Genomic DNA, 20,195 nt, shown 5'->3' with positions numbered 1-20,195 from the left:
CGTCGGAGGCTGGTCCGGTATTCGATGCGTTATGATCGTCGCCCGGTTGGTTGTCTGGTTGTTCGTTCTGCTGGTCGCTCGCTTCATCGCTCAGCGTGCCGGCCCGCATCGTCAGGCGCCGCTCGCTCATGCGCTTCGACTGCGCCGGGTCGTGCGAGACCCAGATCGATGCGCGCGGCCGGTTGCCCGCGGCGAACCATGCGTTGACGAGCGACTCGATCGCCTGCGACGATGCAGGGTCGAGCGACGCGGTGGGCTCGTCGAGCAGCAGCACGTCGGGGTCGAGCTGCAGCACGCGGATCAGCGCGGCGATCTGCGCTTCGCCGCCGGACAGCTCGCTCGCGCTCTGGTCGAGGAAGCCTGTGCCGCGTCCCGCCTTGCTCGCGAGTTCGGCGGCGCGGGCGCGATCGAAGCTCACGTCGCGATACACGGCGAGCGAGTACGGATAGCGCAGGTTGTCTTCGACGGTGCCGTCGAGCATCGCGGGCCGCTGGCGGATGTACGCGACATGACGGCGGTAGCGCGGAATGGTTGCGCGCGAGACGGTTTCGCCGAGCCATGCGATACGGCCCGCGTCGAGCGGATCGAGCATCGCGAGCGTGCGCAGCAGCACGCTCTTGCCCGAGCCCGACGGGCCCGTGATGGCGACGCGCTCGCCGCCGTGCAGCGCGAAGCGCGTGGGATGCAGCAGCGTACGGTCGCGTTCGCGGTCGCGCCGCGTGATGCCTTCGGCGTCGATGATCGGAGTTTCGGTCATGGCATCACAGATGGAAGAGGGAGGCGCAGAGTGCGCCACACACGGGATTGACCCGCAACATTGCGTCGCGTCGGGCACACGATATGCGTACCCGCGACGCACGAACGACATGGCGGAGCGTCTTCATGGCATGGGCAGGCAGCATCGGAAAACGCATCGGTAAAACGCTTCTGTGGCTACTCGCGCTGCTGATGGTGCTGATTGCGATCGTCGTGGTGTTCATACTCACGTTCGACTGGAACCGGGCCCGTCCTTACATCGACGAAAAAGTCACCGAGGCCATCGGCCGGCCCTTCGCGATCAACGGCGACCTGAAGGTGGGCTGGAAGCATCCGGTGGGTGAAACGGGCTGGCGTGCATGGGTGCCCTGGCCGCGATTTTCCGCGCAGAACATTACGGTTGGCAATCCCGACTGGACGAAGCGCCCGCACTTCGCGACGCTGGACGAGATCGACTTCCAGGTCGAGGTGCTGCCCTTGCTCGTGCACGACATCGTGATTCCGGCCATCAACCTCGTCAATCCTTCGGTGGACGTCGAACGCTTGATCGATGGCCGCGACAACTGGACGTTCAAGCTGCCGGCGTCGTCCGGGCCGTCCGAATGGAAACTCGATCTGCATGATATCGAGTTCGCGAAGGGCAACGTGACGGTGGACGACGCGAAGTCGAAGACCAGCGTCGAAGTGGGCATCGACACGCTCGGCCAGCCGATCCCGATCGGCGACGTGATGAAGCAGCAGGAAGCTGCGTCGCGCAGCAGCTCGGCTCAGGTGGTCGGCAAACAAGGCGAGAAGCGGCTCGAGGCGCAGGTTGCGTCGGAGGCGAAGGCGGCGTCGGCTGCTGCGGCTTCTGCGGCGTCCGGTGCTTCAGGTGTACCGGTGGCTTCGGCTTCCGCGGCGTCCGGTGTCGGCGCGATCGGTGCCTCCGCGGCGACGGCTGCGTCGGGCACCGTGTCGAGCGGCGCCGCTACGGCGGATGCCGCGGTGAGCGGGTCGGGCACGGCGTCGTCGGCGAGCGGCACGGCAGTGCAGCAGTCGATTCCGCTCTATGCGCTCGGCTGGACCGTGAAGGGCACCTACAACCATACGCCGGTGTCGGGCAGCGGCAAGGTCGGCGGCGTGCTCGCGCTGCAGGACGCGAACCGCCCGTTCCCGGTGCAGGCCGACGTGAAGGCGGGCGATCTGCACGTCGCGCTGGTCGGCACGCTCACCGACCCCGCGCATCTCGCCGCAGTGGACTTGCGGCTCTGGCTACAGGGCGTGAGCCTCGCGCATCTCTACTCGCTGACCGGCGTGACCTTGCCCGAAACGCCGCCGTATGCCACGGAAGGCCACCTGACCGGCAATTTCAAGCCGGGCGCGAGCGTGTTCCGCTATGAAAATTTTACAGGCCGGGTGGGCGGCAGCGATCTGAACGGCACGGTCACGTACTACCAGCGCTCGCCGCGTCCGAAGCTGGAAGGCGAGGTCGTGTCGAACCTGCTTCAGTTCTCCGATCTCGCGCCGATCATCGGCGCCGATTCGAACGCGAGCAAGGCGAAGCGCGGCGATACGACCCATCAGCCGTCGGATCGCGCGTTGCCGGTTGAAACGTTCAAGACCGACCGCTGGAAAGCGATCGACGTCGACGTGAAGTTCACCGGGCGGCGCATCGTCAAGAACGAAAACCTGCCGATCACCGATCTCTACACGCACGTGATCATGAACGATGGCGTGCTGTCGCTCGAACCGTTGCGCTTCGGCGTCGCGGGCGGCACGCTCGCATCGAACATCCAGCTCGACGGCAGCACGACGCCGCTGAAGGGCCGCTTCTCGACCGAGGCGCGCCACCTGAAGCTGAGGCAGCTGTTCCCCGGCTTCAAGACGATGCAGAACGCGCTCGGCGAGATCAACGGCGACGCCACGCTGTCCGCCACCGGCAATTCGCCGGCGGCGCTCGCGGCGAGTTCGAACGGCGAGGTCAAGACGCTGGTCACGCAGGGCGAGATCGACCTCATCCTGATGGAGGCCGCGGGGCTCAACGTCGCGAACGTCGTGTACGAGAAGCTCTTCGGCAGCCGCGATGTGAAGATCAACTGCGCCGCGACGGATTTCGTCGACACCGACGGCGTGCTCGATTCGCGCGTGTTCGCGCTCGATACCGACGACGCGGTGATCAATGTGGACGGCACCGTGAACCTGAAGGACGAGGCGATGGACCTGAAGATCCATCCGCATACGAAGGGCTTCCGCATCTTCTCGCTGCGCTCGCCGCTCTACGTGAAGGGCACGTTCAAGAATCCGCATGTGGGCGTGGATGCCGCCGCGCTCGCGCTGCGGGGCGGCGCGATGGTCGGCCTCGGCATCATCAACCCGTTCGCCGCGCTGATTCCGCTGATTGCGCCGAGCAACAACAAGGGTCTGCCGTGCGATACGCTGATGCAGCAGATCAGCGCCGAACGCACGACCGCGCCGCCGCCGGGCGTCAAGGAAAAGGCGCCGGCGGGCGCTTCGATGCCGGGCGCGGCGTCGGCGCCTGCACGCAAGGGCACCCAAGCTGGGCAAGGTACGACGCGGGGCACTGCAGCCGTGCCGGCCAACACCGGCAACACAGCGGATTACTCGAAGCCTTGAGGACGTTGCGCCGGCTACGAGCCTGATGTTGGGCCGTGGCCGCGCGCGGATTGCGCTCGCGGCACGAACGCGCACCAGGGCGCACCAAAACAAAACGCCGGACGTATCCGGCGTTATCTCGACCCAGCTACCCGAAGCAAAGGAAGGCGGCGCTAGCGTAGCGAACGCGGCGTCGCGTCGCCCGCTGCATCCTGCCGCCGCACGCCGCGCCGTACGGCGCCTGCCGCGCGCGTGGCGCCAAACTCGTGCAGCACGCGGGTGCGCGCGCGGCTCGCGAACACGAGGAAGCCGAAGCCATCCGCTTCGTACCAGTAGCCGCCGTTCTCGAGCCCGTCGAGCGGCTGCTCCAGCGCATTCGCGATCGATTCGATGCAGCGGCGGCGCAGCTCCGCCGTGGCCGGATAGGGAGGTTGCGCGCCGCGCACGCTGCACAGGAGCACGTCGAGGCCCGGCAGCGCGTGGGCGTACAGCACGGGTTCATCCTGCGCCCGGGCGCGCGCGATCTTGGTGTCGAGCTGACCGAAGGGCTTGAAGTGACGTAGCACGGCGAGGAACGACTCGTCGCCGTCCACCTTTGCGCGTTTACGCTTTTTCGGGAAGGACATAAAAATTCGCCTGAAAAAGAATTGCAAGAAACGCAGCGTCCTCATGCGACCACTCCCGGCTTCGCGCGCCGCACGTCGATCTTTTATAGCATACGAAAATGCCGTATTCACGGTGATCGCGCGTTTCAGTGCGCAGCAGCAATTCGCAACGAACCTGCCGCACTGCCGTGGATGCGCCGTCGTGCTTACGGCTTCCGCATTCCGTTCCATCACGTTCCATCATAGTCGCATGCGTCGCGCAAAGGATTCCGACACCGTAAAAAAAACGTCGCGAAATGTGGGTAAGCCCATGTGGGAACTCTTGCATGCGTGACGTTGAAATCAGGCTGATTCGCGTCGATAATGGCCCGGCCTCTGAATTCGTACGCAATCGGATCGAACCTCGGCCATTGTTGCTTTCAGGGCATCGACGCGCTACGAGCGGACATGAGACTACTTACCAAGGGCCTGTTGCTGATTGCCGTGCCGGGGCTGATCGAGCTTGCGCTCGTCACCGCGGTATTCGACGCGCAGCAGCGCACGGCGCGCGCCGAGCAGGGCGCGAGCACGAGCCGCCAGGTCCTGTATCAGGCATCGGCGCTCGTCGACCCGCTGCTACGCGAAGCGGCGCGGGTACGCACCGCGATCGTCGTCAGCGATGCGTCGTTCATCGACCAGCGCGGTGTCTGGATCGAACTGACCGACCGGCTGACGCGGCTCGAAGCACTGGTCGCGGGCAATGCGCAGCAGATCGAACGGTTGCGGCGGATGCGTTCGGACGTCGAGGCGTACCGGCTCAAGGTGGCCGCGCTGAGCGAGCGGCTCGACAATCTGACCGCGCCGCTCACGGCCGCGCAGATGAAGGAGGCGTTTCCGCTGACGGGCGAAGAACTGCCCAGCGAAGTCGCCGCGTTTCGCAGCGAACTGGATGCGTTTCTCGCCGACGAATCCCAGGCGAACACGCAGCAGAGCGAGTCGCTCGCGCGCAACCGCCAGCGCCAGCAGCTCACGCTGATGGCGGCAGTGCTCGCGTCGATGCTGGTGTGGGCGGTCGCGGCGCTGCTGTTCGCGCGCAACATCGGCAACCGGCTCGCCGCGCTGACGGCCAACGCGAAGCGGCTTGGCAGCGATCAGCGGCTGACCGTTGCGCTGTCCGGAAACGACGAAATCTCCGCGCTCGACGCGGTGCTGCACCAGACGGCCGCGCGCCTGCGGATCGCGGATCGCGAACAGGCGGCGCTGAAAGACCGGCTGGAAGAGCGCGCGGAGGAGCTGGCGCGGGTCAACGAGGAACTGCGCCAGGAGACGCAAGACAACGAAATGTTCATCTACAGCGTGTCGCACGATCTGCGCTCGCCGCTCGTGAATCTGCAAGGTTTTTCGAAGGAGTTGCAGGTATCGTGTGACGAACTGCGCGCGACGGTCGCCGCGGCCGGATTGCCGGACGCGGAACGCTCGCGGCTCACCACGGTGCTCGACGGCGACGTGGAAGAGTCGCTCGGCTTTCTGCGTTCCGCCGTGACCCGCGCGGCCGCGATCATCGAGGCGCTGCTGCGGATTTCCCGGGCCGGGCGCCTCGAATACCAGTGGCAGCGGGTGCAGGTCGGGCAGGTGGTGCGGCGGGTGGTCGATTCGCTGCAGACGCGGATCGACTCGCGCGGCGCGCGGATCGAGCTGCAGGAGCTGCCGCCGGCGTGGGGCGATCCGGGTGCGATCGGCCAGGTGTTCACGAGCCTGATCGGCAACGCGGTGAATTTTCTCGATCCGGGCCGGCCGGGCGTGATCGAGGTGGGGGCGCTGGAACCCGAGCCGCCGGGCGAGCCGCACGTCACCCGCACGCGCACCTACTATGTGCGCGACAACGGGCTCGGTATTCCAGCCGCCTACATGCCGAAGATGTTTCATGCGTTCCAGCGGCTGCATGGCGACGTGTCGCAGGGCGATGGCGTCGACCTGGCGGTCGTGAGGCGTATCGTGGAACGGTTGGGCGGACGGGTGTGGGTCGAATCGGAAGAAGGGCGCGGCTCGACGTTTTTCGCGGCGCTTCCGGAGCAGGCGATGCGGCGCGCATGACGGGACCGGGTTGCGCGAGCGGTGGCGATAACGAGGTAATGGGTACGGAGGCATCATGAATCACGGGGACGCGGTCGGCATCGTACTGATCGAGGATGACGACGGCCATGCGACGCTCGTCGAGCGCAATCTGCGCCGGGCCGGCATTTCAAACGGTTTCGTGCGCTTTTCCGACGGCCAGGAAGCGCTCGACTACTTCTTCGGCACACCGGCGCCGAACACGGCCGCGCTGACCGCGGCGGACCCCGCCGTCAAGCCGCGCCTGGAGCTGACCAACTTCGTGGTGCTACTGGATCTGAAGATGCCGCGCGTCGATGGCTTCGAGGTGCTGCGCCGCCTGAAGGAAGAGCCCGCCACCGCGGCGGTGCCCGTGATCGTGCTGACCACCACCGACGATCCGCGCGAGATCGAGCGGTGCTACGAACTGGGCTGCAACGTGTACATCACGAAGCCGGTCGAATACGATGCCTTCATCGAGGCCGTCCGCCGCCTCGGCTTCTTTTTGCAGGTCGTCAAGCTGCCGCAGAACCTGCGCCTTGCCGGACGCTGACACGCGATGACCCACGCTATCGCGGATAACGAGTTGCAAGAGAAAGCTGCATGACCGACCACGCATCGACCGCCCTGTCGCTAACCCCGGCCTGTGTGCTCGTCGTCGACGACGACGACGGCATCCTGCGGCTCGCGCGCAAGTCGCTCGAACGGGCAGGCTTCAAGGTCGCGATTTCCGGCGACCTGGCGGGCGCGCGCCGCTCGATCGACACGGCCGCGCCCGATCTGCTGGTGCTCGACTACCAGCTCTCCGGCGTCGATACAGGCCTCGATTTCTTCCGCCGGCTGCGCGCGGAAGGCATCCGTATTCCGGCCATTCTGGTGACCGGTTTCACCGACGAATCGCGCGTGATCGAAGCGCTGCGCGCGGGCGTGTCCGACGTGGTGCCGAAATCCGGCGACTACCTCGACTACCTGCCGGAAGCGGTCGAGCGCGTGCTGACCCAGGTGCGCCTGCAGCGCGCCTCCGACGAAGCCGCCGCGCTGCGCGACCGCGAGCAGCACTACCGGATGCTGTCCGACGCGCTGCCGCACCTCGTGCTCGCATGCGGCGCTGACGGCGACTGCGATTTCCTGTCGAAGCCCTGGTACGACTACACCGGGCTCGATACCCAGTGCTCGCTGGGTCTGTCGTGGCTCGATGCGGTGCATCCGGACGATCGCGAAGACATTCGCGGCATCTGGCTGAAGGCCGTGCGCAGCGGCGCGGACGACTTCCGGCGCGAACTGCGGCTGCGCCGCGCCGACGGTGCATGGCGCTGGTTCGACATGCGGATCCTGCCGGTGCGCGACGCGGCAGGCGGCGTGACGCGCTGGTTCGGCAGTTGCACGGACATCCATCCGCAGCGCGAAGCCATCGAGGAGCGCGAAGCGCTGCTCGTGTCCGAGCAGGCCGCGCGCCAGGCGGCGGAAGAGGCGAACCGCGCGAAAGACCGCTTCCTCGCGATGCTGTCGCACGAACTGCGCACGCCGCTCACGCCGGTGCTGGCGGGCACGCGGGTGCTCGAGCTGGTGCCGGAGCTGCCCGACAACGCGCGGGCGAGCGTGCGGATGATCCGCCGCAACATCGAACTCGAAGCACGCCTGATCGACGACCTGCTGGATCTGACGCGCGTGACCAACGGCAAGCTGCGCCTGTCGCTGGAAACGGTGGACGTGCACGACCTGATCGACAGCGTGCTCGACCTGTTCCGCAGCGAGATCCAGGTGAAGCAGCAGGACGTGCATATCGACGCGGCCGCGCAGCATCACTACGTGCTCGGCGATCGCGCGCGGCTACAGCAGATGCTGTGGAATCTGATCCGCAATGCGGCCAAGTTCACGCCGGATGGCGGCCATATCTTCGTGCGCACGCGCGACGAGCGGATGCACGTGCAGATCGAGGTCGAGGACACCGGCATCGGCATCGAGCCGGAGCAGATCGGCAAGCTGTTCAAGGCGTTCGAGCAGGGCAGTGAGAACACCAACCGGCAGTTCGGCGGACTCGGGCTCGGCCTTGCGATCACGAAGGCGCTGACCGACGTACATGGCGGGACGGTGGTCGCGAGCAGCCCGGGCGCGCATTGCGGCGCGACCTTCACGATCACGCTGCCGACCGCGTTGCCGCCGCCGCCCGAGGCGGTGCAGGCGGACGCCGCCGCGGCGCATCCGGCCAGCGCGCTGGCCATTCTGCTGGTCGAGGATCACCTCGACACGGCGGAGGTGATGGCGCAACTGATTCGCGGCCTGGGGCACGACGTGACGACGGTCGGGCGTGTGGCCGATGCGCTGGCGGCGACGCAGTCGCTCGAGTTCGACCTCGTGGTCAGCGATATCGGCCTTCCGGACGGCACGGGCCTCGATTTCATCAAGTCGTTCCGCGAGCGCTCCGAGGCGCCGGCGATTGCGCTCACCGGCTTCGGCACCGACGAAGACGTGCGCCGCTGCATCGCGGCCGGCTTCAATTCGCATCTGACGAAGCCGGTCAACTTCGGTCAGCTCGAACTGCTGATCCAGAACGAAGCGGACCGCAAGGCCGGACGCACTCCGGCCTGACGTCGCGGCTCAGCGTGTCGACGACACGCTGAGCCGCGACATTTAACACTTCAGCGCGGTGCCTTCAGCGAATCGCGGATTTCGCGCAGCAGCAGCACGTCTTCCGGCGTGGGCGGCGGCGCGGCCGGCGCGGCTTCAGCCGGTTTGCGCAGGTTGTTGATGAATTTCACCATCAGGAAAATGATGAACGCGAGGATGATGAAGTTGATCAGCACGGTGATGAACGAGCCGTAGCCGAACGCGGCGACGCCCGCCGCCTGCAGGTCCTTGTACGATTCCGGGTTGCCCTTGAAGTTGGCTGGTATGTCGCCGAGCCTGACGAATTTGTTCGAGAAGTCGAGACCGCCGGTCACGACTCCGATCACCGGCATGATCAGATCTTTAACGACCGAATTGACGATCGACGAGAACGCCCCGCCGATGATCACGCCAACGGCCAGATCCATCACGTTGCCCTTGACCGCAAACTCCTTGAACTCCTGGATGATGCTCATAGATCGATCCTCCTCGTTATCGATGGCGACATGATAGCCACCAGGAATGCGGTTAGGGTAGGGAATATCGAACAGGTTCCAGGCGCATCCATATTTCCGGACCGAATCCGGGTTCAGTTCTGGGCGCTTCCCGCACGCTCCAGATGGGCCGCGAGCGCAACCGGATCGGTGTTCGTCCCGCAGAGCAGAACGCCGACCCGCTTGCCTTGCAGCGTTTCGCGCAGCGGACCGAGCAGCGCCGCGGTGGCGGCCGCGCATGCCGGCTCGACCGCGAGTTTCAGTTGCGCGAACAACGTGAGCATCGACGCACGCAGCGCATCGTCCGACACCGTCACGATCCGGTCGATGTGACGGCGGCACAGCTGGTAGCTGTATTCCTCCGTGTGCGGCGCCATCAATGAATCGGCAATGCTATGCATCTGGCCCATCCGCACCGTGTGGTTCGCGGCGAAGCTCTTCGACATCGCATCCGAGCCTTCCGGTTCCACGCCGTACACATGCACCTGCGGATTCGCGAGCCTGAGCGCGGTGGAGACGCCCGCCGCGAGACCGCCGCCGCCGATCGGCAGGATCACCGCGTCCAGGTCCGGCGTTTGCGTCGCCCATTCGTAGCCGAGCGTCGACGTGCCGAGCACGGTCCGGTAGCCGCTGTACGGATGCACGAAGTAGCGGCCCTCCTCGGCTTCGATGCGCCTCACGATTTCGAAGGCTTCCGCCGCCGTCTCCGCGACCACGATCTCGGCCGCATAGCGGCGGCATAGCTCGACGCGTGCCGGATTCGCGCTGCGAAACAGCACGACCTTCGCGCCGATGCCGAGGCGCATCGCCGCATACGACACGGCGACTGCATGATTGCCACCCGATACGCAGGTGACCCCGGCGTTGCGCTCGGCGTCGGTGAGCGCGAGCAGGTTCGTGAACGCGCCACGCGCCTTGAAGCTGCCGCTTGCCTGCAACAGCTCGAACTTGAAGTTGATCAGCGTGCCTTCGAGCGACGGAAAGTCGTGCCGGTCGAACACCGGCGTTCGCAGCACCCACGGCGTGAGCGCGAAATGCTGCGCGGCGATGTCGTCGAGCGTGGGGATCGGCTCGCCGTCGATCGTGTGGTTCGTGTGTTGCGGCGTGGCTGTCGACATGGCGTGGGAAGCGACGGTTGGCCAGCGTGTTCGATGTGTTCGACCCGACTCAGACTGCTCAGACTGCTCAGACTGCGTGCACGTCCACCGACATGCTGTGGATGAACTTGTGCAGGAAGTTTTCGCACGCGGCCAGCTGTTCGAGCGACACGTATTCGTTCGGTTTGTGCGCCTGCTCGATGTTGCCCGGGCCGCACACGATGCTCGGAATGCCCGCGAGCGAGAAGAGGCCCGCTTCCGTGCCGTATGCGACTTTGCGCTTGTCCTGGTTGACGGTCAACGCCCGCACCAGTTGCGTGATCGCGGCCTGTTCCTCGGCGTCGAGTCCGGGTGCCGCGGCGATCTTCGTGAACTCGATCGCGGCCACCGCGTGTTCGGCCTTCATCTTCGGCAGCAACGTCTCGTTCGCGTACTGCTCGATGCGGCGGAAGATCGGCTCGGGGTCGAGCGTGGGCAGATTGCGGAATTCGAACTGGAAGCGGCATTCGGCCGGCACTGTGTTGATCGCGTTGCCGCCCTGGATCGTGCTGGTCTGCGCGGTGGTGAAGGGGACGTCGTAGAACTCGTCGAACGGACCTTCCGCGCGGAACTGGTCGGCGATGTCGCGGATGTGGCAGATCAGGCGCGCCGCGTATTCGATCGCGTTGAGCCCTTTCGGCGTCAGCGACGAATGTGCCGCATGGCCGCGCACGCAGCACTGGTATGCGTTGATGCCCTTGTGCGCGATGATCGGGCGCATGCTGGTCGGCTCGCCGACAATGCAGCCGTCCGGCTTGACGCCGCGCTTCATCAGGTCGGCGATCATCAGCGGCGCGCCGGCACAGCCCACTTCCTCGTCGAACGAGAACGCGAGATGGATCGGCTTCGCGAGCTTCGTACGCTGCATGTCGGGCACGAGCGTCAGCGCCGCGCCAATGAAGCCCTTCATGTCGCACGTACCGCGGCCGAACATCAGCCCGTCGCGTACTTCAGGCCTGAACGGATCGCTGTCCCATTGCTGGCCGTCCACCGGCACCACGTCGGTGTGACCCGACAGCACGATGCCGCCGTTGGTGTCGCCGTTGTGCGCGGGGATCGTCGCGAACAGGTTCGCCCATTTGCCGCTGTCGTCGTGCGTGAGCGTGGACTGCACGCCGAGCGCGCGCAACTCGTCGCGCACCGTCTCGATCAGGCCGAGATTCGGGTTGCGGCTGACTGTATCGATCGATACGAGCCGTTCGATCCAGCGCAGCGAAGCCGGGGACGACGCGTTTGAAACGGACGAGGCGGACGCTGCATCAGCGACGTGGGACATAGCGGACTCCAGCTTGTGAGTCTATCGATCATACTCAAAAAAATGCTGGACGGGTCTGGCGCGGCGCAGCAATCCGGAGCCCGTTGCGATGTATCGCGGCGGCTGCGAGCGGCTATGGATGGGCCCGAGGCGTGCCTTGCAGCAGCGTGTGCAGCGCATCCTCGTAGATGCGATAAACCGTGCGGATGCCGGCCAGTCCGATGCGCTCGTCGGCGCCGTGGATGCCTTCGGCACGGATGCCGAACCCGCACAGCGCCGGCACGCCGAGCGACGCCAGATAGTTGCCGATGTTCGACGGGCCCGCCACGGCATGCGGCAGCGCGGCGTGCAGTTCGTTGCGCGCGGCAGCATCGAGCGCGGCGAGCAGCGGATGCGTATCGGCGATCCGGTACGCGGGCCAGCCCGGCAGCCAGTCGATCGTCGTGGCCAGATCGGGCGGGTAGGCGGTGTCGTGCGTGGCGACTGCGTGCTGCACGGTGCGTCGTGCTTCGTCAGCGTCGAAGGACGGCGTGAGACGGATGTCCAGCGCGAGCTCGCAGCGGTCCGGCACCTGCGTGAAGCCGCCGGTTCCTGCGGCGAGGCTGGTGAGCGTGAGTTGCGCAGGCTTGTCGAAGGCGCTGTCGATGGGCGCTGTCTTGACCGGCACGAGCGGCAACGCGGCGAGTGTCTGCGCAAGCGCCGCGCCACGCAGCAGCGCGCTCAGGCCGCGCGAACTCGACCCGCCCGAATGCGCGGCGATCCCACGCACGGTCAGCCGGGCGCGCAGAAAACCGCGCGCGCCGACCATCACGCGATCGATGCCAGGATAGCCGATGAAGACGCCGTCGGGGCGCGGCGCCTGCGAGTGTCCATTCACTGGCAGCACCGGCGTATCGCGATCGAAGAATGCGCGTGCGCCGCCAAACCGGCCGCTGTGTTCGTCGACGTCGAAAAGGGCGGTGAGTGTGCCCGCGAAGCGGTCGCGCCGTGCCGCGAACGACGCGAGCAGATGCGCGAAGATCGCCGCGCCCGCCTTGCTGTCGCCCGCGCCGCGACCGGTGAGCCAGCCGTCGACGATCGCCGCGTCGAGCGGCGGGCGCATCCAGGATTGCGGATCGCCAAAACCGGCGGTGTCGAGCGTCGCGTTCAGCACGTACCACCGGCGACATTCGCGCGGAGCCGGCGCCAGGCCTTCGACCTGCGCGACGATGCCCACCGCCGCTGTGGCGTCCGCAGCCAGCAGACGTTGATGAGGAACGCCTTGGCCGTTGAGCCACGCTTCGATGCACGCGAGCACGGGCTCGTGATCGTCGCGTGCGCTGCCGGCATCGCCGCGGCTCGGAATTGCCACGAGTTCGCGCAGCAGCGTAACGATCGAATCGACGGGAACGTCGTCTTCGGGCATGTCGTGGAGAGCCTGTGCCAAGAGAGCGTAGCCAGCGAAAACGCGCTACGACGCGGCGACGCGTCCCGCCGCCGGCGCACCCTTCGAAGGCTGGCCGAGCGAGCGCAGCGTCTCCTTCACCGTCGCGACGCGTACCGCGATGTCCGGGCTGCGGGTTTCGATCCGCAGCCGGTCCTGACCGGACAGCTTGATGTGCCGATGCTTCTGCACCATCTCGATGATCCGCATCGCGTCGACGGGCGGATTCGGCACGAACTGCAGCGCGATCGCCGCTTCGCCCGCGTCGATTTTCGAGATGCCGAGCGGCTTCGCGGCGAGCCGCAGCCGGTGCGTCTCGACGAGCGCGTGCGCCTGCGGCGGCAGCTTGCCGAAGCGGTCGATCAGCTCTTCCTGAATGCCGTCGATCGAATCGTTGTGTTCGCAGTTCGCGAGGCGCTTGTACAGCGACAGGCGTTCCTGCACGTCGCCGCAGTAGTCGGCGGGGAGAATGGCCGGCACGTGCAGGTTGATCTCCGTGGTCGCGGCCAGCGGCGCGGTGAGGTCGGGTTCCTTGCCGTCTTTCAGCGCCTTCACCGCGTCGTTCAGCATGTCCGTGTAGAGCTGGAAACCAATCTCGTGGATTTCGCCCGACTGCTTGTCGCCGAGCACTTCGCCGGTGCCGCGAATTTCGAGGTCGTGCATCGCGAGGTAGAAGCCCGCGCCGAGTTCCTCCATCTGCTGGATCGCTTCGAGCCGGCGCTGCGCCTGCTTCGTCAGCCCCTGCGGATCGTGCACCAGCAGGTACGAATACGCCTGGTGGTGCGAACGGCCGACGCGGCCGCGCAGCTGGTGCAGCTGCGCCAGCCCGAACTTGTCGGAGCGGTGGATCAGGATCGTGTTCGCACTCGGCACGTCGATGCCGGTTTCGATGATGGTCGTACACAGCAGCACGTTCGCGCGCTGCGCGACGAAATCGCGCATCACGCGTTCGAGTTCGCGCTCGTGCATCTGGCCGTGCGCAACGGCGATGCGTGCTTCGGGCACGAGCTCTTCGAGCTTCGCGCGGCGGTTCTCGATGGTCTCCACTTCGTTGTGCAGGAAGTACACCTGGCCGCCGCGCTTCAGCTCGCGCAGCATCGCCTCGCGGATCACGCTGTCGTCCTCGCGGCGCACGAAGGTCTTGATCGCGAGACGCTTCTGCGGCGCGGTGGCGATCACCGAGAAATCGCGCAGGCCTTCGAGCGCCATGCCGAGCGTACGCGGAATCGGCGTGGCGGTGAGCGTCAGCACGTCGACCTCGGCGCGCAGCGCCTTCAGCGCCTCCTTCTGGCGCACGCCGAAGCGGTGTTCCTCGTCGATGATCACGAGGCCGAGCCGCTTGAACTGCACGTCCGACGACAGCAGCTTGTGCGTGCCGATCACGATATCGACGCTGCCTTCGTTGATCTGCTGGATCGCCGTGTTCACTTCCTTGCCGGTCTTGAAGCGCGACAGTTCGGCGATCCGCACCGGCCAGTCGGAGAAACGGTCGGTGAAGGTCTGCGTGTGCTGCTCGGCGAGCAGCGTGGTGGGCGACAGCAGCGCGACCTGCTTGCCGCCCATCACCGCGATGAACGCGGCGCGCAGCGCCACTTCGGTCTTGCCGAAACCGACGTCGCCGCACACGAGGCGATCCATCGGCTTGCCGCTCGTCATGTCGCCGATCACCGCGGCGATCGCGGCGGCCTGGTCGGGCGTTTCCTCGAAGCCGAAGCTCTCGGCGAATTTCACGTAGTCGCGCGGCTCCAGCGCGAACGCGTGGCCCTGGCGCGCGGCGCGGCGGGCATACAGATTCAGCAGCTCGGCCGCGGTGTCGCGGATCTGCTGCGCGGCCTTGCGGCGCGCCTTTTCCCACTGGCCCGAGCCGAGCGCGTGCAGCGGTGCGCTTTCCGGATCGGCGCCGCTGTAGCGCGAGATCACGTGCAACTGCGACACCGGCACGTAGAGCTTGCTTTCGCCCTGGTATTCGAGGTGCAGGAATTCGGTTTCGCCTTCGCCGAGATCCATCGTGACGAGGCCGTGATAACGGCCGATACCGTGCTGCGCATGCACGACCGGATCGCCGATCTTCAGCTCGGACAGGTCGCGCACCATCGAATCGACGTTGCTCGCCTGTTCCTGGCGGCGCCGCCCCGCGCGGCGCGTGAGCGGTCCGTATAGTTCGGTCTCCGTGACGATCGCGATGCCTTCGCCTGGCACCGCGAAGCCGGTGGAGAGCGGTGCAACGCCGAGCGAAAAGCGCTCGTCGCTCGCGAGCCAGTCGGCGTAGCTGTCGGTGGACACCGGACGCAGGTGATGCTCGGCGAACAGCTGCGCGATCGTCTCGCGCCGGCCGGCGGATTCGGTGGCGAACAGCACGCGGTTCGGCGTGGTCTCGAGCCATGCGCGAAGCGCGGCCATCGGTTCGTCCGCGTGGCGGTCGAGCGCGAGGTTCGGCAGCGACGTCGCCCAGCCGCCGCCCGCATCCGGGGTCAACTTTGCCGGCAACGTCAGACGCGCGAACGGCTTCGCGAGCACGAAGAAGTCTTCGTCGAGCAGGAACAGGCGCTGCGGTTCGAGGATCGGCCGGTCGCGGTCGTGCGAAAGAAATGCGTAGCGCTGCTTCGTATCGTTCGTGAAGCGGCGGATCGACGCTTCCAGATCGCCGACGAACACCAGCTGCGCGGCTTCCGGCAGATAGTGGAAGAGGGTGGCCGTTTCGTCGAAGAAGAGCGGCAGGTAGTACTCGATGCCCGCCGACGGCACGCCGTTGCCTATGTCCTTGTAGATGGACGCGCGGCTCGGGTCGCCTTCGAACACCTCGCGCCAGCGGCTGCGGAAAGCAGTGCGTGCGGCTTCGTCGAACGGAAACTCGCGGCCGGGCAGCAGGCGCACGTCCTTCACCGGATAGAGGCTGCGCTGCGAGTCCGGATCGAACGCGCGGATCGAGTCGACCTGATCGTCGAACAGGTCGATCCGGTACGGCAGCGTCGAGCCCATCGGGTACAGGTCGATCAGCGAGCCGCGCACGCAGTATTCGCCGGGCCGCACGACCTGGCTCACGTGCTCGTAGCCGGCCAGGGTGAGCTGCGCCTTCAGCTTCGCTTCGTCGAGCCGCTCGCCCTGGCTGAACGCGAACGTGTACGCGGCCATGAACGACGCGGGCGGCATCCGGTAGAGCGCGGTCGTGGCGGGCACGAGCAGGATGTCGCAGCGGTCTTCGCCGAGATCGTGCAGCGTCGCGAGGCGCTCGGACACGAGGTCCTGGTGCGGCGAGAAGGTGTCGTAAGGCAGCGTCTCCCAGTCGGGCAGCACCCGCACCCGGGCTTCCGGCGCGAAGAACGGCAACTCCTGCGCGAGGCGCTGCGCGTCGACCGCGCTCGCGCAGACCACCGCGAGGAGCGGCACGCTGCCGCGCGACGCGAGGTGGTAGCGGGCGATCAGGAGCGCGTCGGACGAGCCGTGGATGCCGTCGAACGCGAACCGCTGGCCCGGCTTGACGAGCGCAACGGGCAACGCGGCGCTGGCCGTGGACGGCGGTGCGGTGGACTTCGATGAAGCGTCTGTGTCTGACATAACCCGAAAGAAAACGGTGAACCCGGTTGATGCGAGCGGACGTGGCGGTGAGCCGCAAGTCTACGCGCTTTGAAAGGCCGGCGCGGGACAGTTTACGGCACGGCTGCAACGGCTCGCAGTGCGCCCCGTTGCCCGCCTGACAAGGCATTGCGCGTGATCGAGCTACGCGGCCGCGTACGTTTGCCGCGCTCCGGCACGGTACTTCGACGCGCATTGCCCCGACGCTCCGGGACACCCCGTCACATCTTTTCTTGCCCCCGAAGGCCGTCCGAAGGGTGCGAACGAAAGACCTATTATAAAATCCGTCCTTCACTTTGACTTCGCACCGTCTGCCTCAGCCGTGACATCACGCCTTTTCGCCCTGATCCCGTGCGCCGGAACCGGCAGCCGCTCCGGCGCCGCGCTTCCGAAGCAGTACCGCACCATCGCAGGCCGCGACATGCTCCATTTCTCGCTCGCGGCCTTCGACGCGTGCAGCGAGTTCGCGCAGACGCTCGTCGTGATCGCGCCGGACGACCGGCATTTCGACGCGGGCCGCTTCGCCGGCCTGCGCTATGCCGTGCGCCGCTGCGGCGGCGCGTCGCGCCAGGCGTCGGTATTCAACGGCCTTAACGCGCTCGCCGAATTCGACGCGCGCGACGACGACTGGGTGCTGGTGCACGACGCCGCGCGTCCCGGCATCACGCCCGAGATGATCCGCTCGCTGATCGGGGCGGTGAAGGACGACCCGGTGGGCGGCATCATGGCGCTGCCGGTGGCCGATACGCTGAAGCGCATCGCCACCGACGGCACCACCCGCATCGCGCGCACCGAGCAGCGCAACGGCCTGTGGCAGGCGCAGACGCCGCAGATGTTCCGCATCGGCCTGTTGCGCGAGGCAATCCTGCGCGCACAGACCGAAGGCCACGACCTCACCGACGAAGCGAGCGCGATCGAATGGATCGGGCATGCGCCGCATCTGGTGCAGGGCAGCCTGCGCAACTTCAAGGTCACCTATCCGGAAGACTTCGAACTGGCCGACGCGATTCTTTCCGCGGGCGCGAGCCTGCAGGTCGAATAGTTTCTTCCGCGCACACACTCCACGAATTTCACTTTCCAGCAGGCATTACCCATGGATCTCAGGATCGGACAAGGCTACGACGTGCACGCGCTGGTGCCGGGACGCCCGCTCGTGATCGGCGGCGTGACGGTGCCGTACGACCGTGGGCTGCTCGGCCACTCCGACGCGGATGTGCTGCTGCACGCGATCACCGATGCGCTGTTCGGCGCGGCGGCGCTCGGCGACATCGGCCGGCACTTTCCGGATACGGACAAGGAATTCCACGGCGCGGACAGCCGCGTGCTGCTGCGCGAATGCGTCGCGCGGGTGCGCCGCGCGGGTTTTTCGATTCTCAACGTGGACACCACCGTGATCGCGCAGGCGCCGAAGCTCGCGCCGCATATCGCGGGGATGCGCGAGAACATCGCGGCCGACCTCGGCATTGCGCCCGATCGCGTCAACGTGAAGGCGAAGACCAACGAGAAGCTCGGCTATCTTGGCCGCGCCGAAGGCATCGAGGCCCAGGCCGCGGTGCTGTTGCTGGGGGCGTGATCTACGGCGTGACGCCTACAGCGTCTCGCCGCCGATCGTCCGGCTCGACGGGCACGCTTCGCCCGTCTGCAGGCCGTCCAGCACCCGCAGCACTTCCGCCGGATTGCGGCCCACCTCGAGGTTGTTCACTGACACGTGCTGGATCGTGTTGTCCGGATCGACGATGAAGGTGGCGCGCAGCGCGACGCCCGCTTCGATATCGCGCACGCCCAGCTGATCGATCAGCTCTCCCTTCACGTCGCCGAACGAGTAATGGTTCAGTCGGTTCAGGTCCTTGTGCTCGCGTCGCCACGCGAGCTTCACATACTCGTTGTCGACGCTGCCGCCTAGCAGCACTGCCTCGCGGTCCTCGAAATCCTGCGCGAGTTTCGCGAATTCGGCGATCTCGGTCGGACACACGAACGTGAAGTCCTTCGGGTAGAAGTAGATGACTTTCCACTTGCCCGGAAACGACTGTTCGGTGATGTCCACGAACGCGGACACGCCGTTTTCCTCGTGATGATTGAAGCCCGGCTTCGCAGCCGTCACGGTGAACGCTTCGAGTTTGTCGCCCACGGTTTTCATGCGGATGCTCCTCGTGCGGATCGGGTCGGGTCTGATCGGTTGCGAGAGCCGGGCCGTGCCGGCGCGGTGTTTCATGTCTTGTCAGGCGGAAGAACGCGGCGCAGGTTTCGGGCCAGCGGGAGCCGGCCGTGAGATTCGCCGTGCGATCAGCTGCCGCGAGCGAGCGGGAATTCGATCGTCACTTCGAGGCCGGGGCCGGGCACGCGGTTGCGCAACCGCAGCGAGCCGCGATAACGGCCGACCAGCCGCAGCACGATCGCCATGCCGAGGCCGGTGCCGTTCGCCTGGGTGCGCGCGGTGTCGACGCGGTAGAACGGGCGCGTGACGAGCGGCAGCTGGTCTTCGGGAATGCCGGGGCCTTCGTCGAGCACCGACAGTTCCACGCGCGAGTGCGACACGCGCGTCTCCAGCATCACGTGCGGGATGCCGTCGCCGTCGCTCAGCCCATACTTGCGCGCGTTCTCGATCAGGTTGCCGACCACGCGCCGCATGTCGGTTTCGTCGGCTTCGATCATCGCGGTCGGCGCGAGACGCGTGATCAGGCGCATGCCGTCTTCGGTCGCCATTCGCGCAGCCAGTTCGCCCGCGATCACCGACAGATCCACCGGCTCCGGCATGCGCTGCACCGGCCGCGCGTAGTCCAGGAAGCGGCCGATGATCATGTCCATCTGCTCGATGTCGTCGATCATCGCGTCTTTCGTGGTCTGATCCGACGGGCTCATCTCGGTTTCGAGCCGCAGCCGCGCGAGCGGCGTGCGCAGGTCGTGCGAGATGCCGGCGAGCATCAGCGCGCGGTCCGCCTCCAGTTGTTCGAGGTCGCGCACCATCTGGTTGAAGCTTCGGTTGGTTTCGGCCGCGACGCCCATGCCGCGCTCGGGCAGCGCTTCGGGCAACTGGCCGGAGCCGACCTTGCGCGCGGCGAGCGCGAGCCGCGCGAACGGCCGGTTCACGAGACTCGTGATGAACGCCGCGCCGAACAGCGACAGCGCGAGCGCGAACACGCCCCAGCCGGCCCACTGCAGACCGGTGACGTTGTCGAGCTGATCGCGGTCGAGCGCGACCCAGTAGTCGTCGTCGTCGATCTTGAAGCTGATCCACACGCCCGGGATATCGTTCACCGACTGTGCGATCACAGTGTCGTCGCCGAGACGCCCGCGGATGTCGTGCTCGATCAGCCGGTTCAGCGATTCGTCCGGCTGCAGCTTGTACTTGTCGGTGGTTTCGCGCGGATACACGCGCACCCCCTCGTTGCTCTCGAGGTCCTGCAGCAGCGCGCGCCGCAGGTCCGGGTCGGAGTAGAGGAGCGCGGTGCGCGTGAGCTTGACGATCGCGACGAGCTGAAGCGCCACGCGCTGTGCGCGTGGTTCGCGTTCGATCACGCGAAAGCTCTGGAACCAGGCGGCGAGGCTGACGGCAATCAGCAGGGCGATCAGCAGAAAGGTACGCCAGAACAGGCCGCCGAACGCGAGCGTCAAGGTGCGTCGGTCAATCCGCATGAACCCTTCTTGTTGAAAAAACGAAGACACAACCGATCAACCGGTTTCAAC

General features: G+C 66.5%; 14 protein-coding genes and 1 pseudogene. 6 read left to right on the top strand and 9 right to left on the bottom strand.

Translation table 11 applies throughout. The annotated features are described in order from the left end of the window. Positions 1-76: 76 nt before the first annotated feature. Positions 77-757: pseudogene (locus DVS29_RS15625) on the bottom strand (ABC transporter ATP-binding protein); the annotation flags it as partial. 125 nt (positions 758-882) lie between these two features. On the opposite strand from DVS29_RS15625, the gene DVS29_RS15620 reads away from it, so the two are divergent. Continuing rightward, positions 883-3,369: an AsmA family protein gene (locus tag DVS29_RS15620; RefSeq protein WP_118181364.1), complete on the top strand. Its 2,487-nt coding sequence runs from the start codon at positions 883-885 to the stop codon at positions 3,367-3,369. Positions 3,370-3,521: 152 nt separating this feature from the next. On the opposite strand, the gene DVS29_RS15615 is transcribed toward DVS29_RS15620, so the two are convergent. Then, a complete protein-coding gene (locus tag DVS29_RS15615; RefSeq protein WP_118181425.1) occupies positions 3,522-4,019 on the bottom strand; it encodes a hypothetical protein in 498 nt (165 codons plus the stop codon). 381 nt (positions 4,020-4,400) lie between these two features. On the opposite strand from DVS29_RS15615, the gene DVS29_RS15610 reads away from it, so the two are divergent. The 3 genes from DVS29_RS15610 to DVS29_RS15600 are packed head-to-tail and all read left to right on the top strand — an operon-like array spanning position 4,401 to position 8,612. Beyond that, positions 4,401-6,026, top strand: coding sequence for a sensor histidine kinase (locus DVS29_RS15610; RefSeq protein ID WP_118181363.1), 1,626 nt, complete (start codon positions 4,401-4,403; stop codon positions 6,024-6,026). A 55-nt stretch (positions 6,027-6,081) separates the two neighbouring features. Further along, on the top strand, positions 6,082-6,576 hold the full coding sequence (locus tag DVS29_RS15605) for a response regulator (RefSeq protein WP_118181362.1): 495 nt from the start codon (positions 6,082-6,084) through the stop codon (positions 6,574-6,576). A 50-nt stretch (positions 6,577-6,626) separates the two neighbouring features. Further along, positions 6,627-8,612 (top strand): hybrid sensor histidine kinase/response regulator, encoded by a 1,986-nt coding sequence (locus DVS29_RS15600; RefSeq protein ID WP_118181361.1) that lies wholly within the window; start codon positions 6,627-6,629, stop codon positions 8,610-8,612. A gap of 50 nt (positions 8,613-8,662) precedes the next feature. Here DVS29_RS15600 and mscL read toward each other — a convergent pair whose 3' ends face one another. The 5 genes from mscL to mfd form a co-directional block, all read right to left on the bottom strand. Then, positions 8,663-9,106 carry a large conductance mechanosensitive channel protein MscL gene (mscL, locus tag DVS29_RS15595; RefSeq protein ID WP_118181360.1) on the bottom strand — a complete coding sequence of 148 codons (444 nt, stop codon included), beginning with the start codon at positions 9,104-9,106 and terminating at the stop codon, positions 8,663-8,665. Positions 9,107-9,219: 113 nt separating this feature from the next. After that, on the bottom strand, positions 9,220-10,242 hold the full coding sequence (locus DVS29_RS15590; protein WP_118181359.1) for a threonine/serine dehydratase family protein: 1,023 nt from the start codon (positions 10,240-10,242) through the stop codon (positions 9,220-9,222). 67 nt (positions 10,243-10,309) lie between these two features. Beyond that, complete coding sequence (gene argE, locus DVS29_RS15585; RefSeq protein WP_118181358.1) at positions 10,310-11,536, bottom strand: acetylornithine deacetylase; 1,227 nt, start codon at positions 11,534-11,536, stop codon at positions 10,310-10,312. Positions 11,537-11,648: 112 nt separating this feature from the next. Next, complete coding sequence (locus DVS29_RS15580; RefSeq protein WP_240655634.1) at positions 11,649-12,941, bottom strand: M20 family metallopeptidase; 1,293 nt, start codon at positions 12,939-12,941, stop codon at positions 11,649-11,651. Between the two features lie 24 nt (positions 12,942-12,965). Beyond that, the gene (gene mfd / locus DVS29_RS15575) at positions 12,966-16,493 is read right to left on the bottom strand and encodes a transcription-repair coupling factor (RefSeq protein ID WP_118181356.1); all 3,528 of its coding nucleotides are present in this window, start codon (positions 16,491-16,493) and stop codon (positions 12,966-12,968) included. A gap of 340 nt (positions 16,494-16,833) precedes the next feature. Here mfd and ispD point away from each other — a divergent pair, with 340 nt between their 5' ends. Both ispD and ispF read left to right on the top strand, forming a co-directional pair. Continuing rightward, positions 16,834-17,553, top strand: coding sequence for a 2-C-methyl-D-erythritol 4-phosphate cytidylyltransferase (gene ispD, locus DVS29_RS15570; protein ID WP_118181355.1), 720 nt, complete (start codon positions 16,834-16,836; stop codon positions 17,551-17,553). Between the two features lie 51 nt (positions 17,554-17,604). Next, positions 17,605-18,084: a 2-C-methyl-D-erythritol 2,4-cyclodiphosphate synthase gene (gene ispF / locus DVS29_RS15565; RefSeq protein ID WP_118181354.1), complete on the top strand. Its 480-nt coding sequence runs from the start codon at positions 17,605-17,607 to the stop codon at positions 18,082-18,084. Positions 18,085-18,099: 15 nt separating this feature from the next. Here the strand turns inward: ispF and DVS29_RS15560 are convergent, their stop codons facing one another. Next, a complete protein-coding gene (locus DVS29_RS15560; protein WP_118181353.1) occupies positions 18,100-18,648 on the bottom strand; it encodes a peroxiredoxin in 549 nt (182 codons plus the stop codon). A gap of 146 nt (positions 18,649-18,794) precedes the next feature. Further along, positions 18,795-20,144 carry an ATP-binding protein gene (locus tag DVS29_RS15555; protein ID WP_118181352.1) on the bottom strand — a complete coding sequence of 450 codons (1,350 nt, stop codon included), beginning with the start codon at positions 20,142-20,144 and terminating at the stop codon, positions 18,795-18,797. Between the last annotated feature and the right edge of the window lie 51 nt (positions 20,145-20,195).

The organism is Paraburkholderia phosphatilytica (assembly GCF_003443895.1).
GTDB classification, from domain to species: domain Bacteria; phylum Pseudomonadota; class Gammaproteobacteria; order Burkholderiales; family Burkholderiaceae; genus Paraburkholderia; species Paraburkholderia phosphatilytica.
Note: the sequence above shows the minus strand (reverse complement) of the source record. Positions and strands in the feature narration are given on the sequence as shown.

What these genes read in the sequence shown, in the direction of transcription:
- DVS29_RS15620 (WP_118181364.1), top strand. Translation starts at nt 883, where the DNA reads ATGGCATGGGCAGGCAGCATCGGAAAACGCATCGGTAAAACGCTTCTG.
- DVS29_RS15615 (WP_118181425.1), bottom strand. Translation starts at nt 4,019, where the DNA reads ATGAGGACGCTGCGTTTCTTGCAATTCTTTTTCAGGCGAATTTTTATG.
- DVS29_RS15610 (WP_118181363.1), top strand. Translation starts at nt 4,401, where the DNA reads ATGAGACTACTTACCAAGGGCCTGTTGCTGATTGCCGTGCCGGGGCTG.
- DVS29_RS15605 (WP_118181362.1), top strand. Translation starts at nt 6,082, where the DNA reads ATGAATCACGGGGACGCGGTCGGCATCGTACTGATCGAGGATGACGAC.
- DVS29_RS15600 (WP_118181361.1), top strand. Translation starts at nt 6,627, where the DNA reads ATGACCGACCACGCATCGACCGCCCTGTCGCTAACCCCGGCCTGTGTG.
- mscL (WP_118181360.1), bottom strand. Translation starts at nt 9,106, where the DNA reads ATGAGCATCATCCAGGAGTTCAAGGAGTTTGCGGTCAAGGGCAACGTG.
- DVS29_RS15590 (WP_118181359.1), bottom strand. Translation starts at nt 10,242, where the DNA reads ATGTCGACAGCCACGCCGCAACACACGAACCACACGATCGACGGCGAG.
- argE (WP_118181358.1), bottom strand. Translation starts at nt 11,536, where the DNA reads ATGTCCCACGTCGCTGATGCAGCGTCCGCCTCGTCCGTTTCAAACGCG.
- mfd (WP_118181356.1), bottom strand. Translation starts at nt 16,493, where the DNA reads ATGTCAGACACAGACGCTTCATCGAAGTCCACCGCACCGCCGTCCACG.
- ispF (WP_118181354.1), top strand. Translation starts at nt 17,605, where the DNA reads ATGGATCTCAGGATCGGACAAGGCTACGACGTGCACGCGCTGGTGCCG.
- DVS29_RS15560 (WP_118181353.1), bottom strand. Translation starts at nt 18,648, where the DNA reads ATGAAAACCGTGGGCGACAAACTCGAAGCGTTCACCGTGACGGCTGCG.
- DVS29_RS15555 (WP_118181352.1), bottom strand. Translation starts at nt 20,144, where the DNA reads ATGCGGATTGACCGACGCACCTTGACGCTCGCGTTCGGCGGCCTGTTC.